The 20539-nt window shown below is 61.7% G+C and carries 18 protein-coding genes and 1 tRNA gene; 5 read left to right on the forward strand and 14 right to left on the reverse strand.

What is annotated here, in order from left to right; all coding sequences use genetic code 11:
- Window positions 1-3 precede the first annotated feature (3 nt).
- From IPI56_05775 to IPI56_05790, 4 genes are all read left to right on the forward strand, one after another.
- On the forward strand, window positions 4-780 hold the full coding sequence (locus IPI56_05775) for a dienelactone hydrolase family protein (protein ID MBK7545243.1): 777 nt from the start codon (window positions 4-6) through the stop codon (window positions 778-780).
- A 9-nt stretch (window positions 781-789) separates the two neighbouring features.
- A complete protein-coding gene (locus tag IPI56_05780; GenBank protein ID MBK7545244.1) occupies window positions 790-2535 on the forward strand; it encodes a thioredoxin family protein in 1746 nt (581 codons plus the stop codon).
- Entirely contained in the window at window positions 2532-3137 is a 606-nt protein-coding gene (locus IPI56_05785; GenBank protein MBK7545245.1) for a thioredoxin family protein, read from the forward strand. The genes IPI56_05780 and IPI56_05785 overlap by 4 nt, the downstream gene beginning before the upstream one ends.
- Window positions 3138-3159: 22 nt before the next feature.
- Window positions 3160-3233 (forward strand) — tRNA-Met (locus tag IPI56_05790).
- Window positions 3234-3237: 4 nt separating this feature from the next.
- Here the strand turns inward: IPI56_05790 and IPI56_05795 are convergent.
- From IPI56_05795 to mqnE, 14 genes are all read right to left on the reverse strand, one after another.
- On the reverse strand, window positions 3238-4614 hold the full coding sequence (locus tag IPI56_05795; GenBank protein MBK7545246.1) for a hypothetical protein: 1377 nt from the start codon (window positions 4612-4614) through the stop codon (window positions 3238-3240).
- Window positions 4611-5513 (reverse strand): prepilin-type N-terminal cleavage/methylation domain-containing protein, encoded by a 903-nt coding sequence (locus IPI56_05800; protein ID MBK7545247.1) that lies wholly within the window; start codon window positions 5511-5513, stop codon window positions 4611-4613. The genes IPI56_05795 and IPI56_05800 overlap by 4 nt, the downstream gene beginning before the upstream one ends.
- Before the next feature lie 2 nt (window positions 5514-5515).
- A complete protein-coding gene (locus IPI56_05805; protein ID MBK7545248.1) occupies window positions 5516-7543 on the reverse strand; it encodes a hypothetical protein in 2028 nt (675 codons plus the stop codon).
- A gap of 113 nt (window positions 7544-7656) precedes the next feature.
- Window positions 7657-8403: a tetratricopeptide repeat protein gene (locus tag IPI56_05810; GenBank protein MBK7545249.1), complete on the reverse strand. Its 747-nt coding sequence runs from the start codon at window positions 8401-8403 to the stop codon at window positions 7657-7659.
- The gene (locus tag IPI56_05815) at window positions 8400-10193 is read right to left on the reverse strand and encodes a protein BatD (GenBank protein ID MBK7545250.1); all 1794 of its coding nucleotides are present in this window, start codon (window positions 10191-10193) and stop codon (window positions 8400-8402) included. The genes IPI56_05810 and IPI56_05815 overlap by 4 nt, the downstream gene beginning before the upstream one ends.
- Window positions 10194-10253: 60 nt before the next feature.
- The gene (locus IPI56_05820) at window positions 10254-11837 is read right to left on the reverse strand and encodes a VWA domain-containing protein (GenBank protein ID MBK7545251.1); all 1584 of its coding nucleotides are present in this window, start codon (window positions 11835-11837) and stop codon (window positions 10254-10256) included.
- Window positions 11834-12823: a VWA domain-containing protein gene (locus tag IPI56_05825; GenBank protein ID MBK7545252.1), complete on the reverse strand. Its 990-nt coding sequence runs from the start codon at window positions 12821-12823 to the stop codon at window positions 11834-11836. Before IPI56_05825 ends, IPI56_05820 begins: the two co-directional genes overlap by 4 nt.
- Window positions 12820-13764 carry a hypothetical protein gene (locus tag IPI56_05830; protein ID MBK7545253.1) on the reverse strand — a complete coding sequence of 315 codons (945 nt, stop codon included), beginning with the start codon at window positions 13762-13764 and terminating at the stop codon, window positions 12820-12822. Before IPI56_05830 ends, IPI56_05825 begins: the two co-directional genes overlap by 4 nt.
- On the reverse strand, window positions 13764-14618 hold the full coding sequence (locus tag IPI56_05835; protein MBK7545254.1) for a DUF58 domain-containing protein: 855 nt from the start codon (window positions 14616-14618) through the stop codon (window positions 13764-13766). Before IPI56_05835 ends, IPI56_05830 begins: the two co-directional genes overlap by 1 nt.
- Window positions 14619-14635: 17 nt before the next feature.
- Complete coding sequence (locus IPI56_05840) at window positions 14636-15625, reverse strand: AAA family ATPase (GenBank protein ID MBK7545255.1); 990 nt, start codon at window positions 15623-15625, stop codon at window positions 14636-14638.
- Window positions 15626-15662: 37 nt separating this feature from the next.
- Window positions 15663-15983, reverse strand: coding sequence for a (2Fe-2S) ferredoxin domain-containing protein (locus IPI56_05845; GenBank protein MBK7545256.1), 321 nt, complete (start codon window positions 15981-15983; stop codon window positions 15663-15665).
- Window positions 15980-17062, reverse strand: coding sequence for a dehypoxanthine futalosine cyclase (gene mqnC / locus IPI56_05850; protein MBK7545257.1), 1083 nt, complete (start codon window positions 17060-17062; stop codon window positions 15980-15982). Before mqnC ends, IPI56_05845 begins: the two co-directional genes overlap by 4 nt.
- Window positions 17059-17835 (reverse strand): hypothetical protein, encoded by a 777-nt coding sequence (locus IPI56_05855; protein ID MBK7545258.1) that lies wholly within the window; start codon window positions 17833-17835, stop codon window positions 17059-17061. Before IPI56_05855 ends, mqnC begins: the two co-directional genes overlap by 4 nt.
- Window positions 17832-18929, reverse strand: coding sequence for an aminofutalosine synthase MqnE (gene mqnE, locus IPI56_05860; GenBank protein ID MBK7545259.1), 1098 nt, complete (start codon window positions 18927-18929; stop codon window positions 17832-17834). Before mqnE ends, IPI56_05855 begins: the two co-directional genes overlap by 4 nt.
- Window positions 18930-19140: 211 nt before the next feature.
- On the opposite strand from mqnE, the gene IPI56_05865 reads away from it, so the two are divergent.
- Window positions 19141-20460, forward strand: coding sequence for a hypothetical protein (locus tag IPI56_05865; GenBank protein ID MBK7545260.1), 1320 nt, complete (start codon window positions 19141-19143; stop codon window positions 20458-20460).
- The last annotated feature ends 79 nt before the right edge of the window (window positions 20461-20539 follow it).

Raw genomic sequence — 20539 nt, forward strand, 5'->3', positions numbered from 1 at the left:
ATTATGAAGAAACACCTGGCGTTGGCTTTGGTTCTTTTTTCAACAGTGTCATCGTGGGCGGCCTTGAAAACAAAGGACGTCGAATACCACGACGGCGACACGGTGTTGCGCGGGTATTTGGCCTACGACGGCGGGTCCCTTCGCGCGCGGCCCGGGATCGTTCTTGTGCACGAATGGAAGGGCCTGGGCGACTACGCCAAGGAGCGCGCGCGCCAGTTGGGCATGCAGGGGTACGTGGTTTTCGCCATCGATATGTACGGCAAAGGCGTATACGCCAAGGACCACGAGGAGGCGGCCCGGTTGTCGGGGGTTTATTTCAAAGACCGTGATCTGATGCGCCGCCGGGCCCTCGCCGGACTGGAAACGCTCAAAAAGACACCGTTGGTCGATCCCGCGCGCATGGCGGCCATCGGCTATTGCTTCGGGGGCACGACGGTGTTGGAATTGGCCCGAGCCGGCACGGACTTGCGGGGCGTGGCCAGTTTTCATGGAAACCTGGCCACGCCGTCGCCCGCGGCCCAGGGGGGCGTGAAAGCCAAGGTGTTGGTGTTGCACGGGGCCGGGGACGCCTGGACCGCCGGAGACATTCCCGCCTTTCAGAAAGAAATGACGGAAGCCGACGTTGACTGGCAATTGATTTCTTACGGCGGGGCCGTCCACAGCTTCACGGTGCCGACCGCGGGCAACAACCCTTCCACCGGAATGGCCTACAACGCCGCCGCGGACAAACGTTCCCACCGCGCCTTGCTGGATTTCCTGCGGGAAATCTTTCGTCCTTAACCTCTCATGATGCGTTGGGCGCTTCTCTTTTTTGCCTTGGGTTCGCCCCTGGGGGCCGTCCCCGGGGCGGGGCACACGCGGGCTTCCCTTCATATTGAAACGCCGACCGTGGCCCCCGGACAAACGGTGTGGGCCGCCGTGCGGCTGGAGATGGACCCGGGTTGGCACACTTATTGGAAAGATCCCGGCGACTCCGGCATGGCCACGCGGATCCGCTGGCAACTGCCGCCGGGGTTCACCGCCGGGGAGATCCAATGGCCCCGGCCGGAGATCATACGGATCCCGCCGCTCACGGATTACGGCTACCACGGGGAGGCCGTCCTCCTCGTCCCGATCACGGCGCCGGATCGGATCAAGGAGAATTCCGTCGTCCTATCCGCCCGGGTCGATTGGCTGGAGTGCAAAGAAATCTGTGTTCCGGGAAAAGCCGAATTAAGCGTCACACGGCCCGTCACGGGGTCGCCGACGCCCCCGGCCCCGGAATCCGCCCGGTTTTTCGCCGCGGCGCGTTCAAAGCTTCCCTCGCCCGATGAAGACCCCTATGCCTTTGCCCACAAACCGGCCGCGATTTCCGGCGCATTGGCGCTCTTCTTCGCCTTTTTGGGAGGATTGCTGCTCAACCTGATGCCCTGCGTCCTTCCCGTTCTATCGATCAAAGTGCTCGGATTCCTTAAAGACACCGGTGCCGCTGGACGGAAAAACGCTTGGCTTTACACCGCCGGCGTGGTCGCGTCCTTTTGGTTGTTGGCGGGGGCTCTGCTCGCCCTGAGAGCGGCCGGCCAACCCTTGGGCTGGGGCTTCCAATTGCAGTCCCCGGTCTTCGTCCTACTGTTGATTCTTCTCTTTTTTATTTTGGGGTTAAGCCTGTTGGGCGTTTTTGAAGTGGGAACTTCCATGATCGGTTTGGCCACCTTCAGTGGAAAAACGGGGGCGCTGTCCGCCTTCTTCAGCGGAGCGCTGGCCGTGGCCGTGGCGACCCCTTGCACGGCCCCTCTCATGGGACCCGCCATCGGATACGCCATCACTCAACCGGCGCTTCAATCCCTGGGGATTTTCACCGCCTTGGCCGTCGGCCTGGCCCTGCCTTACCTGTTGTTGGCCCATTTCCCGTCGGCGCTTCGTTGGGTGCCGAGACCCGGTCCCTGGATGATCACCTTGAAACAATTTATGGCGTTTTTGTTTTTTGGAACCTGCCTGTGGTTGCTCTGGGTGTTGGGCCTCCAGGGGGGGGTGAACGTCCTCTCGCGCGCGCTCGTCGGTCTCTGGGTGTTGGGCTTGGCCGCCTGGCTTTATGGACCCCTGCGGTCCAACGCTCGGACCGAAGGGGGGAAAAGAAAATGGACGGGGTTGGCCCTTGCGTTGGCTGTCCTCGGTGTCACCACCGCCCTCCCTCGTTCCACGCGCCATGAAATTCAATGGGAAACCTACAGCGAGGATCGCCTTGCGCAAGCGCGCGCGGAGGGCCGGCCGGTTTTCGTGGACTTTACCGCCGCCTGGTGCCTCACCTGCCAAGTGAACGAAAAAACCACCTTGAGCACCCGGTCCGTTCAATCCGCATTTAAAGAAAGCAACGTCGTGCCTTTGAAAGCCGATTGGACCAACCGCGATCCGGTGATCACCGCGGCCCTGGAACGGCATGGCCGGAGCGGGGTTCCCCTTTACGTTTTCTATCCCGTGGGGAAAGAACCGATCTTGCTGCCCGCTCTAATAAAACCCAACGACGTTACCAAAGCCATTAAAGGAGAAATGAAATGAAACGGCACCCATTGATCCATTTGTTTTTTATTTCGTTGCTGGCCGCGCCTCTTTGCGCGGAAGTGAAAACGAGCCAACCGGCCCCGGATTTTCAATTGACCGATGTGGACGGGAAGAAACGCACTCTCTCGGAACACAAAGGCCAATGGGTCGTTTTGGAATGGATTAACCACGGATGCCCCTTCGTTCGTAAACATTACGAGGGGGGGAACATGCAAGCCTTGCAGAAGGAATTTTCGGCGCGCGGGGTGCGTTGGCTGTCGGTGTGTTCTTCCGCGAAGGGGAAACAAGGACACATGACACCCGGGGAATGGCGCGACACTGTCAAAAGCAAAGGGAGCCGAGCGACGGCGGTCCTCTTGGACCCGAACGGTGACGTGGGGCGCCTCTACGGGGCCAAAACAACCCCCCATATGTTCATCATTGACCCAAAGGGCGTTTTGGTCTATCAAGGCGCCATCGATGATACTGCTTCGGCGGATTCCGCCGACATTCCTTCGTCGACCAACTATGTTCGTGAAGCCTTAAACCAAGGCCTTTCGGGCAAAACCATCGAAAACGCCGAAACCAAACCCTACGGCTGTTCCGTCAAATATAAGTAAATTGATATAATAAAAAGATACCGGCGGGGTAGCTCAGCTGGTTAGAGCGCACGCTTCATAAGCGTGAGGTCGAGAGTTCGATCCTCTCCCCCGCTAGAATTTATGGGACGTAATCCCATGTCGAGATGTAGGGACGCATGGGCAAGTAGGGCGGTGGGTATAACAACAGGTTGGGGTCCGCGTTCACGGTAAGAGCAAAGGGCAATAAAACCGGCCATTCGACCACGCGTCCGAACAAACTCCCGTCTATCGTAAGCCCAAGCCTCGCACTGTCGAAAACCCGGATGCTGCCCGTCTTCGTGTAAAAAAATCCATTGACGCGCTGATTCGCCCCCACGGCCGTTACATCAAAATTCAGATCCGATTCGGCCAGCACGCACAGATTTTGGGTCGACGAAGCGCTGTTGGTCCCGTTTTGATAAACCAAATCATCCATAATGGTCACATTCCCACCCAATCCGGAATCCTGACGAGCGACGATAGTGACTTGTTTGTCGACGAGGCCATGAACGGTGAGATCGGCCCCTCTGACCACGATAGTCGCGGTGGTCGGGACAGTCCAATCCATCGGCACGCCGGCGCTCGTTACGCGCAATGTCGCCGGAGGAATAAATTCAAAATCCAGAACGAAACCCCCGCTGGTCACGATGTAGGTGCTCTGTCGGCTGTCGAAATAGTCCAACCGCGCTCCCATGCCGGGGTTCGTAATGTCGATGGTCGGCACGAAAGGGTTGTTTAATGGGGTGGCCACGGCCGCGCCACTGGGCTGGGAGGGGGGGTAGCTGTTAATTGTTACGGGAAGAATGGTGCCACCCGCCGGCGTGTAATTGCGGCAAAAAACAGCGAGATTGGGGCCCAGGATCGCTCCGGCCGCGTTGAAATCCCCTTCGACCACCAAAACACCGTTCTGGAATGTCACGGGCCCCGCGCCTCCGTTCGTGTCCAGATCCCCGTTCACCCACATACTTCCATCGACTGTCGTAAATTGCCCATCCACCGACCCCCAATAGTTGTAAGCCGCTGGGGCCCCGTCCGGCGCGTCCCACATGTGCTCGAAGCGGGTCAAATCCGAGCGAAAGTGAAAGACCGCCGTGACCCCTTTGTCGGCCCATTTTTTAAGATTGGGACTGCGGACGAATCGCCCCCTTGAATTGACCAACACCCATTTGTCCATCCTGTTGGGTGTCCAGGTCGCGTCCGCTTCCCCTTGGTTTGCCCAACTCAATTGGATGCGGCCCATATACTTCGGGTCAAAAATATCCCGGTTGTAATCCGCAGCGAACGTTCGCATCATGTCGGTCATCATCACTCCCGCGTATTCCCGGGCGGTTTTTATGTTTTTGTCCCGAACGGCGTAACGGCTTTCGCGCGCGGCGTTGCGTTGAATGATGAGCAGGACGGGGAACAAAATCAAAAGCAACATAAACACGAGGGTCATGCCCAACCCGGACACAGCGGGGCGGCGGGCTCGTCTCATGGGTATTTCCTCTTAATGCCCAACAACGGGGGGGAGATTTCGGTGTCTATGGTTGTGGGCGACGAAATCGTGTCGCTGGGGTTGGTGACCAAATGGACACGGACACCCGTGATCCATCGCGTTTCCATAAATTGATTCAGCGGCGCCGGCGAGGCTTCCACCGTGCCGTCCAGCCGATCAAAATCGTCCCGATCGATCAAACCGTTGACGTTGCTGTCGGCGTTGGCGGGCAATTCCAAAGCGTTCCGCGTCCCGGTGAAATCAAAAGATAATTCACGCAGGCCACGGTCCAAAATCACCGTTGAAGGCTCACAAACCCCGTCGTAACAAAAAGTGCGCCACAACACCCCGGAGGCGGTCGAGACGGAGGGAGGCGTGTATTCGTAGCGGCAGAGCACGTCCCGCCGGCCGTCTTGGTTTTCGTCGTCGTCTTCCAAATCAAATCCCTGGCGCCACCCGACACTGGAGATGGACACAGCCAGATCCCGCAAACGGGTGATGGGGGCTCTGGGGTCGAGAGCGTCGGCGTCATCGTCCGGATCCGATAGGTTGTTAAAACCATCCCCGTCCGAGTCCGCGGTGGGGGAATACCAGGGAGCGCGGTGGCTGTCCATATAGAAATCGATTCGGGTGGTCGAGGCGACGACCACCTCGTTCATATCGAAAAAATCCATCTCCATGACATTCAGCAAGGTCCGGACCGCGGTTTGGCCCTTCAGGCGGACCTCGCTTTGAATCGAGGCCTGAAACACCACGCGGAAAAACCGACTGAAGGCCAAGACCACGACCGATAACAAAAGCATCGCGAGCAGGAGTTCCAAAAGCGTCAACCCTTTTTGACGTCGCTCCGCGTTGGCCCGGGCGGCGCGGCGTGAAATCGGGCAAGGCGCGATATCCATGGTCAGTTGACTTGAATGTACCAGTCGTCCAATACGGTCGGGACCCCCGCCCAATTGTCGGCCGACACACGAATTCTCCGGTGGGTGTTGGCGATGTGCGTGGGCATGGAAAAAGTGTGTGACGGATAGATGTTCAATTGGACATAATTGGACGAATAAGAGAATCGCTGCCCGAAGCTCCCATCGGATAAGTATTGGTAAATGTTGTGGCAGAGCGTAAGGGTGTCGTCGCAACAGTCCAGCCGGACCGTGTTCATTTTGATGCCGCTTTCCGGATCCTCAAATCGAATCCGCCCGAATTGCAACACGCCGCCCAGGGCCACGGCTGTCGTGGTGAGATGGTGGGAGTAATAATAGGCCAAATTGGCCGGGTCGCCGGCGGTGAAGGCGGACGGGGCGGTGATGGTGGAGGGGGTCACGTCGGCCGAAATGCTGGCCGGCAGGGTGAAGGTCCAGGAGGTCGAAGTCTTGTACATGGCCGTGTCGCCGGTTTCGTAGGCCATCGTGTAGGTGTCCGGGGCCAACTGCGGAGGCAAGTAACGATCGCTCACGTTCCACAAATATTGAAAGTAACGGCGCGGGAAAGGAACCGAATTCCAACGGCTGGGGGCACTGAGCCGGTAGCTGATGGGTCGGCCGTCCCAGGTGGCCGTGGAGCGCCCCACACCGTCGGTAATAATCGCCGCCATGAGATACGAGCTCACGCCGTTGGCGCAACTGCCGTGGAACCAGGGGTCCTCGGAAGACATGTAAATAAAAGGGGAATAACCGCCCGCCGTGTGGACCCCCTGGGGCCAATAATCCGTGATTTTGGGAGGCGTAGCGTCAACGCAGACCGTCCGATAGACAAAGGGGGAATAGAATCCCCGGTTAAAAGCCCGGGCCCAAAATTGGGGCCGCCCTTGGGTCATTAACTTTTGTGAAATGCCTCCCAATTCGGCTTGAACATTTACATTTCCCGCCGAATCCGCGTATTGGCTGCTGTCGGGAACGGTAAGGTTGGAAGGCATGGGCCCGCCATCCGCTCGAAAATAAAAATCCACGCGCGCGCCCGGTTCGGTCGTCCCGATGGCGTTCAGGTGAGAGGTCGGGGCGCCCGGGCACAGCAGGCCGGCCGGCGTCGGGATCGACTTGTCAACGGACACGTTGACCGGCAGGTTGTCGAGACGAAGGGCGTGTGTCCCCGCCGCGGCGGGACCGTACCCGTAGTAGCCCGCCGGATAATTCCTTTGGGTGGTGAGTTCAAGGTACGGGATCAAAGTCGAAGTCGCCGGAAAAAAGTAATAAGTTTTGGAGTGAAAAGGCCTCAATATTTCCAGCTTCAGGGGGGATTCGGTCAACTGCATTTCCTCTCCGGAAAGACCCCCCTCGATCAGGAAAAACCCATGGGACGCGACCTCCACATTTTTTCGATACAAGCGAACGGTGAGCTTCTTTAACCCCGTGTCGGGCACCTCGGGAAAAACCTTTCCCCCGACGTTGCACATGTCAAAGTAATCCAAGTCGGCGTTGCAAAAACGGAAGCAAAGGCTGGGATCGAGGTCGTCGCAACGGTCGGCGTTGGTGTCCCGCCACTCCACCGAATCTTCCAGAATCCGGTTGTTGTTGGCCATGTCGGAGGAGTCCCGCCGCATATAGAGAGAGTCGATTCGGTAACGGTCAAATCCCCGTTTGCGGATTTCCTCTTCCATGAAGTTTAGCGTCGGGGAGGAGGTGTTCATCGCCCAAGGCATGAACATTTGGGGCATTCCGCCTGTGGCGATCTTGTTGCTGGAATCGAACGAAAAAACGTCGTGAAACGGCATGCCTTTGATTCGATTTTCCATCATTTGAAAAATCGCTGACGCGGCGGTGTTCTGACGGGATTTATCGATCATGAGGGCGTTCCGCTGAACAAGGCGGCTGGCGGCCACGACCAACATCAAAAGGACCGCCACGGAGATGACGATCTCGACCAACGACAACCCAGCGGAATCACCGGAATATTTTTTCTTAAGGGGGAAAACAATTCCGCGCTGGGTTTTTTTCATAGGGGTTCCTCCTGAGATAAGCCTATCCCCTCCACGCGGGGTCGTCAAGGAGAGAGAATATCTTTTTTATTGCCCGGGAATTTTTTTAGAACCCATGACCTCCAACGTTTTATCTATTCAATGGGTCCCGGTTTGTGCCGGTGCGGTCTCTGTCGGATGGAGGAGACCGTTTGGACAGGCACCCACCCCTTGAGGGATTTGTCGGCAAGGCCGACCTGGGTCCAACCATTGATGGTTTCAAAGAGGGCGACCTTCTGTCCTTCGGGAAGCAAAAACCCCACCTGTTCCTGGGCGCTGGGGCCGGCGCGGGCCTCGACACGCTGGGCCACGACCACACCCACGGGCTGGGCGGCCTGGCGATCCGCCGCCAGGGAGGCGGCAAGGGCAATGGCGTACAAAACCCCCGTGACCCAACGCCCCCACCAGACGAGTTCGCCGGACCGAAAGAGTCCCGCCAACAAAAGCCCGAAAAAGCCTAAACCGAAAACGGCTGTTCCCGTCCACAAAACATTGACCAAAGTCAAAACGAAATCCCCCGGGGGGGCGCTTTCCCCGATTTGTCGGCGGATGAGGTCGCGGTTGTGCCGCGCGTCCTCGTGGCGGGGGGACAAAAGGAGGGCCCGCTCGTACCAGAGGCGCGCCGGTCCGATTTGCCCCAGACGGTAAAGGGCGTTCCCCAGGTTGTAGCGCAGATCGGCGCCCCCCCGTCCCGCGTCAATGAGGGACGCGTAGCCCGCCCGGGCCGCCTCGAAATCGCCGACGGCGTAGGCGGCGTCCGCCCGGCGCAGGTCTTCGGCGGCTTCGGCGGCCCCAAGAACCGGGGCCGTCGCGCACAACAGGGCGAACAGACATCGCTTCATTTTTTGTTGAACCCCTTCTCCAATTCGCCGATCAAGACGCGCAGCTCCGACGCCGCCCGCGCCGCGTCATCGATGGTTAATGCCCCGGGGGCGTACCGGGCGCGGTCGAACCGTTCCCACATCCCCGCGGCCCGTTGGCCCGTTCCGGAAGAAACAGCGAAACGCGCCAACCCCGCGCCCACCGCTTCGCTGGTCAACCCGGCGGCCGGGACCCGTAACCGTCGCCCCAAATATTCCAGATAAATCCGGTGCAGGGCCTCGAACCGCCGAGCCGGGTCGGCCGGTGTTTGGACGGCCCGCGTCAGGGCCCGCCGCGCGCGCCGGGCGGGGCTTCCCGAAAGGATGTCCGGGTCCAGGCGGCGACGCAGAAAGTCGACGAGAAAAACGAAGACGAAAATCGTTCCGGGAGCCCACAGGAGTCCACAAAACCAATTCCGTTTCCGAAGGGGTTTTTGCGCGGCCGAGAGATCCGCGCTCGGCTGGATGTAGCGGATGTCCTGGGCAAATTGTTTGATGCCCGTGGGCGTTTCGCCGGCGCCCGCGGGGGGACTTCCGGTCGCCGTGGGATCCTCCGCCGCCTGTCGCACGGACAATTTCAAAACGGTCGACTGGACGGTTTTGTAGCCGGAGCCGGGTTCATAGTAATTGAAAGACACGGGCGGGACCGACAAATCGCCGGACACGTCGGGTTTAAGCACCGTGGTGAAGATTTTTGACCCGCGCACGCGGCCCCCCGAATTGTCGATGTTGAGACTGGAAAGGGTCTCGTATTTTTTAAACCCGTCCAAATTCGGCAACGCCGGTTGCGAAAGGGCTTTCACGTTGCCGTCGCCCTCCACCGTCACGGTCAAGGCCACCGGTTCGTGGAGCGCCGCCGTCGCTTTATCCAGCCGGGCGGAAATCCTGTACCGGCCCACGTCGCCTTTAAAACCGGGAGGCCGGTTTTCAGGCGGCAGGGGCCGAACGTTCACCTCCAGGGGGTCGCTGCGCAAAACGACCCGCCGACCGGAAGCGAAGAAATCATCAAAAAAAGAGGGGAACCCGCCGCTCCCCCGGGAGGAATCACGCACGCCGCACTCCAGGGCCGCCGCTCCGACGGTGGCCCTCCCGGGAGCGATGGGGAAAAGGGCCGTTGCGAGTTCAATCACCTGGTACTGCCTTCCCCCGATAAGGGTGGTGTATTGTTTTTGCGGCGGCAGATCCTCGGTCAGGAACCCCGTGGTTTCCGCCGGCCGGTATTGGGGCTGGTTGACCAAGGGAACCCGCGTGTAAAACCGGAACTTCAAGGTCACGGCTTCACCGACCACCACGTCTTTTTTGTCGACCGCTGTGGTCACGAACAGGTCCCGCCCGTCGTGAACATCCGCCGCGGGGGGCGGGCCCGGCGCGTTCGGCGCCGGGTCCGAGAGGACTCCCCCCGAACGGACTTTGACGACGATGGGGTCCGTGGTCAAACGCCGCCCTTTCACGTCGAGGGCGAAGGGGGGGAGGGTGTGTTCGCCCGGGGATTGGGGGGACAGAGCGTAGGTGTACGTGGTTTCCCGGGACACGGCGCCGTTGATGAAACTGAAATTTTGCGATTGTCCCGCGAAGGCGGTTTGAAACCCCGGAATCGCCGGGAGCCGCGGCCGCGCCTCCGGCGCCCCCTCGCCGGAGAGGGTGAGTTGTAGGGTCAGGTTGTCGTTCATCGTGATTTCGGCGCGGTCGACCCGGGCGGTGAACGACACGTCCCCCGCGCGGGCCGACCCGCCCGCCGTCATCAACGCCCATATAAACACAAACCGTTTCACTGTGTGTTCACTCCCGGGTCTCTGAACCCGACGGCCGCGCGCCGGAAGAGAGTTGTCATTTTACCAATCATTTCCCGCCGGCGGTTCTTGGGGCCGGCGGGCGTTGGCTTTATGGCGCGCTTCGTTTTCCCGCTGGGTCAACGCCTGCAGCAGTCGCTCGGCGTCTTCCGGAGACATCCGACCCTCGCGGGGTTCCGGTTTCCTGTCCCCGTCCTGGGGTTTTTCCCGTTCCTTCTTTTTTTGTTGGGCCAGTTCCAAGTTGTGTTTGGCGTCCGGATCGGCCGGGTTTTCGCGCAGAGCCGCCTTGTATTTCTCTATCGCGTCGTCGATCCTCTGGTCGCCCCAATGGGCGTTCCCGGCGTTGTAGAGGGCGGCGCCTTTGAGGACCGGGTCGGCGGCGAGCGCGGCGGCTTTCTCGAAGGCCTCGGCCGCGGAGGCGAACCGCTTTTCGTTGTGCAACCCGTGGGCGAGTTCGAATTGAGCCGCGAAGTCCTGGGGGTTCGCGAGGGCCCGGTCCGCCAGCTCCCGGGATTCGGGGTAACGCCCCAGCGCGTGGGACGGCGGCGGAAACGCGCCCCACAACACCAGGAGCGTCGCCGTCCGCGCCCAACGACGCGCCCGCAGGTCGCCCGCGACCCGGCGGAAGTGCCCGGAGGTTTCCGGCCAGAGGAATTCCAGAAGCAAGAGAAGGAAAGCGATGGCCAACGGCCAAAGATAGTGGTTTTCGCCCTGGCCGTGCACACGGCTTTCGAGGTCTTTTTTCTCCATGCCTTGAATCGCGGCCAGCACGCGGTCGACTTCCACTTCGCCTTGGCTGGCGGGGAAAAAAGCGCCCCGGGTCTCCCGCGCCATTTTCTCCAAAGCCGCCGCGTTCATTTTGGACGCCACCGTCCGGCCGTCCTTGTCTTTTTTGTAGCCCTTGAGAGCGCCGGATTCGTCCCGCAGGGGGATGATCTCCCCCGTCGGACTGCCGAACCCGATGGCGAAAACAGCGACCCCCGCCTCGACCGCCCGCCCCCGGGCGTCGTCCAACCGACCGCTGTGGTCCTCGCCGTCCGTGAGCAAAACCAAGGCCCGGTGCTTTTTCGATCCCGGCGGGAAAGCGCCCACGGCCACATCCAGGGCGTCGGCCAGGGAGGTTCCGGCTTTGGGAATGAGGTCCGGCCCCACGAGTTCCAAGAGGGATCGGGCCGCGCCGTAATCCAGCGTCAAGGGGCATTGCAGAAAAGCCCTCCCCGCGAAAGCCACCACCCCGACCCGGTCCCCCTGGAGACCGTCGATCAAAAGCCCCAGTTCCCGTTTCGCTTGGGTCAACCGGTTGGGTGGGATGTCTTCGGCCAACATGCTGGCGGAAACGTCGATGGCGATGAGGACGTCAACGCCCCGTCGGCGGACATCCTGGAATTCCTGGCCCCAGCGGGGCCCCGCCAAGGACAGAATCAAGAAAGACATACCGAGCAAGCTCAAAAGGGCCTTCACCCGCTGAAGCCGCCCGGTGAAAGGGTCGTGCAGACGCGCCATGACCCCGGGGCCCCCCAGAGCCGCGGCGACGCGGCTTTTCCACCGGAAAGTCGCCACGGCGAGCACGAGCAACAGCGCGGGAACCCCCAACAACGCCAGAGCCCAGGCCCGGGTCCAACTCATGGAAACCGCCTCCAGAACCCGTACCGAAGAAAAAGCTCGATGAAAACCAGCGCCAAGGCCGCCCACAGGAAGGGCCCGTGCGCGTCTCGGTAATCGGAAAAAGTTTCCGTTTTGACGTCGGTCTTTTCCAGCGCGTCGATCTCCTTGTAGGTTTTTTCGAGGGATTGGAAATCCGTCGCGCGGAAATAGCGCCCGCCCGTGATCTCGGCCACCTGACGGAGGGTCCCTTCGTCCAATTCGTTTTCCGGGGCGGGCACGGTTTGTTTTCCGAAAAAAGGATGGTCGACTTCAATGGTTCCGCCGCCGGGAGCCCCCGCCCCCACCGTGTGGACCCGCAGTCCCAGGGCCGCGGCCGCCTTGGCGGCGGTCACCGGGTCCACCTCGCCGAAGTTGCTGCGCCCGTCGGTCAACAGCACGATGATTTTTGATTTGGCCGCGCTGCCTTTCAATCGCGCCGTGGCCGTCGCCAGGGCCGATCCGATGGCCGTGCGGTCCGGATCCACGAGGCCGATCCGCAGGTTGTCGAGAAACCCGAGCAGGGCGCCGTGATCCAAGGTCAGCGGGCATTGGGTAAAGGCCTCGCGGGCGAACACCACCAACCCCAGCCGATCCCGGGGACGGTCTTTAATGAATTGCCGCAGGACCTCCATGGCCGCTTGAAACCGGTTGCGGGGCTTAAAATCCAGACTCCGCATGCTGTCCGACAGATCCAAAACCAACATAATGTCCGTGGCGGGCGTCGTCACCTCCTCGCGTGTTTGGCCCCTTTGCGGCCGGGCGAGGGCGATCACCACGAGGCCCAGGGCGGCCAAGCGCAGCGCGGCGAGAAAATGTTCTTTTGTCGGCGGACGAAGCCCCCCGGACAGGATTTTGAAGGAGGGGAAATTGAGACGGGCCCGGGCCCAAAGCCCCCAGCGGCGCTCGTAGGCCGCCAGCAGGGGCAGGAGAAGCAACAACCACAGGGCGGCGGGGCGGGCGAAGGTCATGGGCGTTCCTCCACTCCCCGGCCCCCGCGGCCGAAGTCGGCGGTGGAGGAAAGCCGCGTGGCCGACACGAAGGTCCGCACCCGCTCCAAATCCGCGGTCCGTTCCCCCGGCGACAGGACCCCCTTGGCAAATTTGGCCAAGTCGCTGTTGTCCAAAACCGCGCGCAAGGACGAACGCGTTTCCGCCGTGAGGTGGAGGGTTTTGAGGGCGGCGGATGTTTCCGCGGTCGTTTGGTCCATGGCGGGCACGGCGTAGCGGCCCTCCAAATACTGCCGCAATATTTCGGTGAGCCGGCTGTAATAGGGCTTGTCCGGGAGTTCCGAATCCGTCCCCAGACGGTCCAAGGCTTCCAGCGCCACTTCGTGGGCGGGCCGGGGCGGCGGTCCGACGGGTTGCGGGATCCGGGGTCTTCTCCAACGCAACAAAAATCCGACCAACACCGCCAAAAGCAGGGCGCCCAAGAGGGCCGCCAACCGCCGCCGGTCCAAGACTTTCTTGAGGCCTCCCTTCATCCCGTGGAATTGCCGGTCCTTGTCCGTTAAGACGGTTCGAACCCTCACCGGGATCGCCGGCGTCTCGACCGACCGGGCGACGCCCCCGGCCGTTCGGTAAGGGACCGACAGGGCCGGGAGGGTGGAAAGGCCCACCTCGAAAAGGCGCAGGGTCACGGTCCATTCTTGCCGCGGTTCGGCGCCGGTTTTTTGCGCGGGGCCGGACGAAAAGGCGATCACCTCGAAGGGGGCCGACGGAGCGGGGACGAAGGGTTGAAACCGAACGCCCTCGTCCGCCACCGCGGTGACTTTCAGTTGGAAGGGTTGACCGACGGTCACTTCCTTCGGTTCCAGGGACGTCTCCAACCGAACCCGGGCCCGGCCGGGGAGCGCCGTGAACAGGAGGGGGAGAACCAGGAGGAGCGCGTCCGGCCCGGAAAAACGGCGCATCAGTGGGTTCTCCGGGCGCGGGCGCGGAAGAACCGCAGGAAAGCCGGGGTGTAGGGAAGATCGGTCCGCGTGAAGACGGCGTCCACTTGGGCGGATTTCAGCAACCGCTCCAGGGCGGAATCGTCCCAACCCGTCGTCGAGAAACCGGGTTCCAACACCGCGGAATTCCCCGTTTCATTGTCCTCCACCAAAAGGCGAAGTCCTTTCGGGGGATTCCTTTCCCAGGGGTCGCGGATGGGGACGGCGACCAAGTCGTGTTTGCGTTGGGCGATGCGCAGCGAGCGCTCAAACCCGGCGTCGATGAAATCGGACAACAGAAAAACCACCGCCCGCCGCCGCTGGACACGATTGAGGAAGTCGAGCGCCGCGCCCAGGGAGGTCCCGGGACGCTGGGGGTCGTGGGCCAAAACGTCCCGGATCAAACGGAGCGTGTGCCCGCGGGTTTTCCGGGGGGGGATGTATTTTTCCACCCGGTCGGAAAAAAGGATCAAGCCCGTCTTGTCGTTGTTGGCCAGGGCCGAAAAAGCCAAAACGGCCGTCATTTCGGCCGCCCGCTCGGATTTCCACTGTTCCCGCGTGCCGAATTTTTGCGACCCGCTCACGTCCACCAGGAACAACACCGTGAGCTCCCGTTCTTCGACGTATTTTTTGACGAAGGGGTGCCCGGCCCGGGCCGTGACGTTCCAGTCGATGGAGCGGATGTCGTCGCCGGGGAGATACTCGCGGACTTCGGCGAATTCCATGCCGCGGCCCTTGAACGTGCTGGAATACTGCCCGCCGAAGGTTTCGTTCACGAGCCGGCGGGCGGTGATTTCGAGGGAGCGGACTTTTTTAAGGACGTCGGCGGTGTTCAAGCGACTCGCCCCTCCGTTTAAGGGACTTCGATCTCGTTGAAGATCCTTTGCACGACGTCGTCGGCGGTCTTTTCCTCGGCTTCGGCCTCGTAGGTCAGGACGATCCGGTGGCGGAGCACGTCGGGACCGATGGACTTGATGTCCTCCGGGGTGACGTAACCGCGGCCGCGCAGGAAAGCGAAAGCCTGCGCCGCCTTGTGGAGGGCGAGGGTCGCCCGGGGCGACGCGCCGAACCGGATCAGGTTTTTTAGGGACGCCAAGGGCCCGCCCGCGGGCGCGCGCGTGGCGGTCACGATGTCCAAAATGTAATTCTTCACTTTTTCATCGACGTAAATATCGTCGACCACGCGCCGCGCCCGGGCGATTTGGTCCAGGCTGATGATGCGCCGCACCGTGGGTGGCGCGGGCTGGTTCATGCGTTCCATGACCGCCTTTTCCTCTTCGCGGGAAGGATAGGTCACTTTGATTTTGAGCATAAAGCGGTCGACCTGCGCCTCCGGGAGGGGGTAGGTGCCTTCCTGCTCGATGGGGTTTTGGGTGGCCAAAACCAGGAAAGGCTCCGGCAAGGGATAGGTGGCCTCTCCGATGGTGACCTGCCGTTCCTGCATGGCTTCGAGGAGGGCGCTCTGCACCTTGGCCGGCGCCCGGTTGATTTCGTCGGCGAGAAGAAGGTTCGTGAACACCGGGCCCTTTTTAACGCTGAACTGCCCGTCCTTGGGGCTGTAGATCAAGGTGCCGATGACGTCCGCCGGCAACAGGTCCGGGGTGAACTGAATGCGTTGGAAACGCGCCTCGATCGCCGCCGCCAAAGTGCGCACGGCCAGGGTCTTCGCCAATCCGGGCACGCCCTCCAGCAGGATGTGCCCATGCCCCAACAAACCCACGAGCAGACGTTCCAACAGGCCGCGCTGGCCAACGATGACGCGTCCCAGTTCGGCCAACACTTCCTCCACAAACACGCTTTCCTGTTTGACTTGGTCGCTGATGGCCCGGATATCGGTGCTCATGGGGTCCTCCTCGTTCGGGTGATGGAAAAAGTACGCCTCAAGAATTCAAAAGTTCGGGGGGGACCGCTCGGGCAAGGATTTGGGGGGCGTCGTCCAGGGAAACCCCGTGGAACCAAACCGGTTTTTGACCGCGAGGAACGACCACCACGTTGGGGCCCTCTTCGCAGCGGTCGACGCAGCCGGATTTGGACACCCGCACCCGGGTCTCCCACCCCCGCGCTTTGACCGCGGCCTTCAACCCTTCCAGAAGGGCCATACCCTCACGTCCCGCGTTGGCGCAGGCGACGCGCTCGCCCGGGGCGCGTTGGTGCGCGCAGACAAAAACCACCGTGTCGAACGGGAGGGTGTCCTCGATCACGCGGGCACGGTCTCGTAAAGGGTGGTCCGTTGGATGGGGGTGAAACCCGCCTCCCGGATCAGGGTTTTGACTTCTTCGACGCCCGCTTTGTTGATGAAGCCGGCCGCGGCGTGGACGTTTTCATCCAACAGGGTTCCGCCGAAATCGTCCGCCCCGAAGTGGAGGGAGGCCTGCCCCGCCTTTTTCCCTTCGGAAAACCAGGACGCCTGGATGTGGTCGAAATTGTCCAAAAAGACCCGGGAAGCCGCCAACATCCGCAAATAGGTCACGGGGCCCCTGCGTTCGGGGTGCTTGCGTTCCAACACCGTGTGCTCGGGCTTAAAGCTCCAGGGGATGAACGCCGTGAACCCGCCGGTTTCGTCCTGCAGGGCGCGGATCCGCTCCCAGTGCTCCACGATGTCTTCCGGGGTTTCCACGTGGCCGTACATCATGGTGGCGGTGGACCGAAATCCGATCTTGTGCGCGGCCCGGTGCACCTCCAGCCATTTGTCGGGGCCGCCTTTTTTGTGGGCGAGCTTTTGACGCACCCGTTCCGTAAGGACCTCGGCGCCGCCGCCCGGGAGCGTGCGCTGGCCCGCGTCCCAAAGCGCGCGAAGGATGTCTTCGATGGGGCGGCTTTCGACCGCCGCCATGGTTTGGACCTCGGAGGCTGAAAAGAAATGCGGGGTGACGCCGGGGAACCGCCGTCGCGTTTCCCGAATCAACGACAGGTAATAATCGAACGGAAGCGCGCGGTTGTGCCCGCCCTGAAGGAGAACCGTGGTGGCCCCGCGGTCCGCGGCGGCGGCGATTTTCTCCATCACCTGGTCCACCGTCAACACGTAGGCGTCGGGGTCCTTGGGCCGCCGGTAAAAGGCGCAAAAGAGGCAGTCGGTGTCGCAAATGTTCGTGTAATTGGGGTTGGTGTCGACGATGAAACTGACTTCGTGGCCCGGGTTTTTTTGTTCACGGATCCGGTGGGCCAGCGCGGCCAGTTCCAGAAGAGGCGCGTTCTCGGAAAGCAGGAAGAGCCCCTCTTCGGTCGAAAACCGCCCGCCGTTTCGGGCTTTTTCCTCGAGATCTTCCCAACGCGGGGTCACCGCGCCACCTCCGAGGTCGACGCGCGCAGAAGCGTCCGGAACCGCTCTTCGGCGGCCGTCTCCTCGTCGGTCAAGCGGTAGGTCAAGCCGTCGAAATAGGCCGAGAGCTCCATCGACGACAGCCGCAGGCTCCGGGCCGATTGGCGGACCACGTTGGCCCGGTTGCGTTCGAAATGGTCCAAAGCGGACCCCAGGGCCTCGCCCAACTCCCGACGCCAAAAATCCGCCACCGTCCGGCGCACCCGCCAGCGGGCGAAAACAAAGGGTTGGCCTTGCCATCGGTTCCACTCGGCGGCCAGGTCGGTCTGGTGGGGGAATTCCGCCACCAAGCCCGGCGTGGGGGTGAGCGCCTGGTCGCCGATGAGCAACCGGGCTTCGTCGTCCTCGGCCAGTCCCTCGCGGAAGACGGGGCGTTGTCCGTCCCGGGTTTCCAGCAAAAGTCTCAACAACCGCACCGACGTCGCGCTTTGGTCCGTCAGCCCGATAACCGCCCCGCCCAATTGGGACCAGGGGCGTCGGGAAAAAAGGATCACGCTGCGGACTTGCCGCCGCGCCGCGATCCCGTAGGGGAGCGGCTCAAACTCGTTATCCAATCGCCATCCGTCCACGGCGGAAAGGACCCCCGCGTCCACCCGGCCTTCCTCCGCCCACCGGGTCAAAAGGCGGGGGGAAGGGCAGGGCGTGATGTTCCAGCGGGAATCCAATCGAAAGGGCACCGTGTTGATGTAGGAAAGCTCGCCCACGCGGACGGGGTAGTTGATTCGGATTTTCACGCCGGCACCGCCTCGGGCTCGCCGTAAACCTTCACCTCGTTGTAGAGGGCGTCGCGTTCGACCGGGGTGCAGCCGGCTTCACGGATGAGCCGCACCAACCGGTCGCGGGCCATGCCCACGGGGGTGCCGGCCTGGGCCGCGTGCATGATGCGCTCCTCCAGGATGGTCCCGTCGATGTCGTCGGCGCCGAAGCGCAGGGCCATGGAGGTGGTCTCTTCGCCCACCGTCACCCAGTAGGATTTGATGTGGTCAAAATTGTCCAGCAGGAGGCGCGAGACGGCGATGGTCTTCAGGTCGTCCACGGCGGAGGTGGGCCGGTGCGTGATCCCCGTCTTGCCGGACTGGAACGCGAGGGGGATGAACGACATGAAGCCTTTGGTGTCGTCCTGCATGGCGCGCAGCTTCAGCATGTGGTCGAGCCGCTCGTCGATGGTTTCGATGTGGCCGTAAAGCATCGTGGCGTTGGACCGGAGGCCCAGCCCGTGCGCCGTGCGATGGACTTCCGACCATTTGGCCCAACCGATTTTGAAAGGAAAAAGCGCTTTGCGGACGCGCTCGCTGAACACCTCGGCGCCGCCGCCGGGCAGGGCCACCAGGCCCTCGGCCTGGAGACGCTCCAAAACCTGGCGGAGGGAAATTTTCTCGATGCGGGAAAAGTAGTCGATTTCCACCGCGGTGTAGGCCTTGATTTGGATGTGCGGATAGGCCCGGCGAACGACGCGCAAGACGTTGAGATAGTCGTCGAAGGACCATTTGCGGTAAAGACCGCCGACGATGTGGACCTCCCGCAATTCCGGGGACAGCCGGTCCAGGATCTCCTTGTCGGAGAGGACGTAGGCGTTGTCCCACCCTTCTTTGGAAGCGTAGTCGCAAAATTTGCAGCTCAGGAGGCAGATGTTGGTCGGGTTGATCTGCCGGTTGAACACGAAGGTGGCGCGGTCGCCGTGGCGCTGTCGGCGAATTTGATCCGCCATCCATCCCACGCCCAAGAGATCGGGGCTGGCAAAAAGGGAAAGCCCGTCTTCATGCGTCAAACGTTGGCCCCCGCGTATTTTTTCCCAGAGGGGGGGCAGAATCGCGTCCTTGAAAATCATCTTGTAAGGATTATACTTAAGTCGGAGTCGGGGTTAAACGTCGCGCAAGACGGCGGCCGCCAACCGTCCGCGGAGATTGGCCCCGATGTTGCATAAATGGCGCATATGGGTTGGCGGGGGGCGGGCATGTTTCAACAGAGTTTCACCAGCGACAATCGAAAACGGACCTTTTCCCGGGGGCGTCGAACCTCTTCCCAAGGGGGGGTTCACCTTGACGGAAGTGGTCATCGCCTCGGCCATGATGCTGGTGATCTTGCTGGCGATCGGAGCGGCGATGCGCGTCGCGCAGATGTCCTTGGTCAGAGGGCGCCAACACATGCGGGCCAGCCGATTGGCCCGGACGATTCAAACCCAACTCCAATCCATGAACTTTTTTGACATCGTCGCCTGCGATTCGGCCCGGGAAGGGTACGGCCTTCGCGCCACCGGGGCGGGGGGGCTTCACGCCGCCGATTACCCTTTCACCAATTACCCGAGTTCCCGCACCCTTTTGAATATTCAGCAACAAGTGCGCGAGGCGGGCTTCCACCATTTCGATCTTCGGGTCTCTTATATCCGACGGGACCGCTCGGCGGTGCGGGCGGCCGGCGTCACGAGCAACGTCATCCCCTTCACGGACACCGTGGTCACCGTGGCGCCGCCGGCGTCCCTGGCGGCGTACACGACCGGGGACGGGATCGACGATTACGACATCAACGTGCGCTACAGGGATTTCAACGGCGACGGGGACTACTACGACACTTTTTTCCGGGTTTCCACCAACACGCTCCAAGCCGTCGTTCCGGCCGGGGTGCCCATTCACGACGTTCCCCCCGGGTCCTCGTTCAGCATCGATCGGGCTTTTTATCAAATCAACAGCACCACCTTCTCCATCGGCACCAGCGTTTGGTGGGAATTCCGGGACAATTTCGGGACGGGCGAATACCGCAGCCGTTGGGACGCCAACGCCGACCACGCCTTCACCGCCGCCGACCCGGCCGCCGGCCCTTGGACGGCCATTCCCGTCGGCGGAGGCATCTTTTTCGTCGACCAAGCCAAGACCTATGTGTCGGGGACGGTCCGGGGGCGGATCACCATCGTTTGCACCAGTCCGAACACCGACCCGTTGACGGAAATCAACCGGGGGGTCATCGAAGTCATCGGGCCGCGTTTCGGTTACACGGTGGGGGATCTGGCCAACGCCAGCCAATCCATCTTCGCCCTTTCGAGCCGGGGGTATATCTTCACCCAAACCCAGCCGGGACCCATCGATTTGGTGGTGGACGGGGCGTTTTACGCCGAGGCCCCGTCCTTCACGACCCCGTGCGGGGCCGGATACGGCGTGTGGGCGCGACGCGTCCCGGCGGCGGGGGGTAACGCGGCCGACCGGTTTGTGTTCAACGGGTCCTGGAACCGCATGGGCCTCTGCGAGGATCTTCCGGTCAGCAACCTCGCCCCCGTTTTTAATTTCGACCCCAACCTCCAAATCTTTCCGTCTCCCGGCGTTCCCGAAAAAGCCGTGCTGGCCTCCTGGCGGCGCGTCGGTTCGTAGCTCTTCCACCCCCCGCCGCGTCTGTTTCAATTAATTTACAAATCCTTAAACCTTTTCTAATTTCGCTAAGCTATCCTAC

The sequence above is a fragment of the Elusimicrobiota bacterium genome (genome assembly GCA_016706425.1).
Taxonomy (GTDB): domain Bacteria; phylum Elusimicrobiota; class Elusimicrobia; order FEN-1173; family FEN-1173; genus JADJJR01.

What these genes read in the sequence shown, in the direction of transcription:
- IPI56_05785 (MBK7545245.1), top strand. Translation starts at nt 2,532, where the DNA reads ATGAAACGGCACCCATTGATCCATTTGTTTTTTATTTCGTTGCTGGCC.
- IPI56_05805 (MBK7545248.1), bottom strand. Translation starts at nt 7,543, where the DNA reads ATGAAAAAAACCCAGCGCGGAATTGTTTTCCCCCTTAAGAAAAAATAT.
- IPI56_05810 (MBK7545249.1), bottom strand. Translation starts at nt 8,403, where the DNA reads ATGAAGCGATGTCTGTTCGCCCTGTTGTGCGCGACGGCCCCGGTTCTT.
- IPI56_05840 (MBK7545255.1), bottom strand. Translation starts at nt 15,625, where the DNA reads ATGAGCACCGATATCCGGGCCATCAGCGACCAAGTCAAACAGGAAAGC.
- IPI56_05780 (MBK7545244.1), top strand. Translation starts at nt 790, where the DNA reads ATGCGTTGGGCGCTTCTCTTTTTTGCCTTGGGTTCGCCCCTGGGGGCC.
- IPI56_05775 (MBK7545243.1), top strand. Translation starts at nt 4, where the DNA reads ATGAAGAAACACCTGGCGTTGGCTTTGGTTCTTTTTTCAACAGTGTCA.
- IPI56_05795 (MBK7545246.1), bottom strand. Translation starts at nt 4,614, where the DNA reads ATGAGACGAGCCCGCCGCCCCGCTGTGTCCGGGTTGGGCATGACCCTC.
- IPI56_05800 (MBK7545247.1), bottom strand. Translation starts at nt 5,513, where the DNA reads ATGGATATCGCGCCTTGCCCGATTTCACGCCGCGCCGCCCGGGCCAAC.
- IPI56_05825 (MBK7545252.1), bottom strand. Translation starts at nt 12,823, where the DNA reads ATGACCTTCGCCCGCCCCGCCGCCCTGTGGTTGTTGCTTCTCCTGCCC.
- IPI56_05830 (MBK7545253.1), bottom strand. Translation starts at nt 13,764, where the DNA reads ATGCGCCGTTTTTCCGGGCCGGACGCGCTCCTCCTGGTTCTCCCCCTC.
- mqnE (MBK7545259.1), bottom strand. Translation starts at nt 18,929, where the DNA reads ATGATTTTCAAGGACGCGATTCTGCCCCCCCTCTGGGAAAAAATACGC.
- IPI56_05820 (MBK7545251.1), bottom strand. Translation starts at nt 11,837, where the DNA reads ATGAGTTGGACCCGGGCCTGGGCTCTGGCGTTGTTGGGGGTTCCCGCG.